Consider the following 1831-nt stretch of genomic DNA (forward strand, 5'->3'; position numbering starts at 1 on the left):
CCGATCCGCTCCCACAACTCATCCGACACGATCCACGGCGATGCCCCCACGAGCCGGACAACGCTCAACCCGCCCGTCAGACACGGCAACCAGCGTCAACAGATCTCATTCTGTTAGCTGTTGTTAGTGTCGTTGGCCGCTTCTTCGCGGGCCTTTCGTTCCCGCTCGCGGGCCTCGTCCTCGGCCTTCTTGGCCTCCGCGTCAGCCTTCTTGGCGTAGTCGAGGGCGTGGTCGGCGGCTTCCTTCGCCGACTTGGCGTGGGTTTCGGCGGATTCGGCGAATTTACCGGCGGCGTCGGCGTCCTTGCGGGCCTGTTCGGCCGCGCCTTGTGCGACGCTGGCTTCGCTTTCGGCACGGTCGGCGGCGCTGCTTGCGGCTGCGGCGTGTTGTTCGGCTTCGGTGGCGGCGCCGCGGGCGCGGGCGGCTTCGGCTTCGGCCTGGTTGGCGGCCTGGCGGGCGGCGGCTGCGTCGGCGTAGGCCTGGTTGGCGGCTTCGCGGGCGGCCTTGGCGTCGGCCTGGGCCTGGGCGTCGGCCTGGTTGGCGCGAGCCGCTGCGGCGCGGGCCTTGGCGCCGTCGGTGGCGGCGTCGGCGGCGGAGCGCATGGCGGCGGCCATGGAGCGGGTGGCGTTGGCGGAGGAGCGGGCGGCGTCGGCGGCGGCCTTGAATGCGGGGGCGACCTGGGCGTTGGCGCGTTTGGCGGCGGCTTCGGCGGCTTCGGCGGCCTTGAGGGCCTCGTTGGCCTTGGCCTGGGCGGAGGCGACCTGCTCCTCGCCCAGTTCCTGGGCGGCGGTGGCGACGTCGGTGGCGAAGTCGGCGTCGATGTCCTTGCCGGTGAACGGTGCGGTCAGCTCGATCGCGGTGTTCGCCGGGTCGGCGATGCCGGCGGCGCTGGCCTTGGCGGCCGTGGAGGCCTGGACGGCGATACCGGCCTGGAGGCGGGCCATGGCCGCTTCGCGGGTGGCGCCTTCGGCTTCGTCCTTGGTGCGGTTGGCGGCCTGGAGGGCGTTCTTCGCCTCGATGGCGGCGAGACCGGCGAGGCGGGAGGCCTCGTGGGCGGCCACACCGGCGCGGGCTTCCTGCGCGGTGGCCTCGGCGGCCTTGACGTTGGCACGTGTGGCGGCGGCGTGGGTCGCGGCGGCCTCGGCCTCGGCACGGTTCGCGGCGGCGTTGGCGGCGGCTGCGGCGGCTTCGGCCTTGTTCGCGGCCTCGTTCGCACGCGCGGCGTGGGCGGTGGCCTCGGCGGCGGCGGCACGGGCGCGAGCGGCCGCGCCAGCGGCCTCCGTCGCGGCGGAGCGCGCCCGGATGGCGGCACCACTGGCGGTGTCGGCGGCACCCTGCGCCTGATCGGCGGCGGCACCGGCGGTATCGGCGTCCGCACGCGCCTGAGTTGCAGCAGCCTGCGCTTCAACGGAATATGCGGTGCCCTTGGACGCGGCCGCCATCGATGCGGTGGCCTGGGCCCGAGCCCTTTCAGAGTCGGCCTTTGCCCTGGCCTGCTGGCTGTTGACGTAGGCCTCGCGCGCCTTGGTCTCCATGCTGCGGGCGTTCTCATCCGCCGTTGCAGCAACGCCCTCCTGCTTCTCCGCGTCCGCCCGTGCGCTGGCTGCTGTAGCGGCAGCCGCCTGGGCCTCCGCACGGGCCGCCGACGCCGTACGCGCCTCAGCCTCCGCACGCGCCCGCGCCGCAGCGGCAACGTCGCGCTCACGCTCCGCGCGCGCACGCGCGGCGGCGGCCAGATCGCGCTCGCGCTCGGCGATGGCGCGCTGCTCGGCGGCGATCTTCGCCTGGCGCTCGGCCTCCTGACGGGCCTCACGCGTCTTCTTCGCGTGCT

1 pseudogene is annotated in these 1831 nt (G+C 74.4%); it reads right to left on the reverse strand.

Going from position 1 to position 1831, the window contains the following annotated elements:
* Positions 1 to 113 precede the first annotated feature (113 nt).
* Positions 114 to 1831, reverse strand: a pseudogene (locus tag K6I33_RS34660) (hypothetical protein); the annotation flags it as partial.

Origin of the sequence: Streptomyces sp. UNOB3_S3 (assembly GCF_020740895.1) — a bacterium.
Classification (GTDB): Bacteria; Actinomycetota; Actinomycetes; order Streptomycetales; family Streptomycetaceae; genus Streptomyces.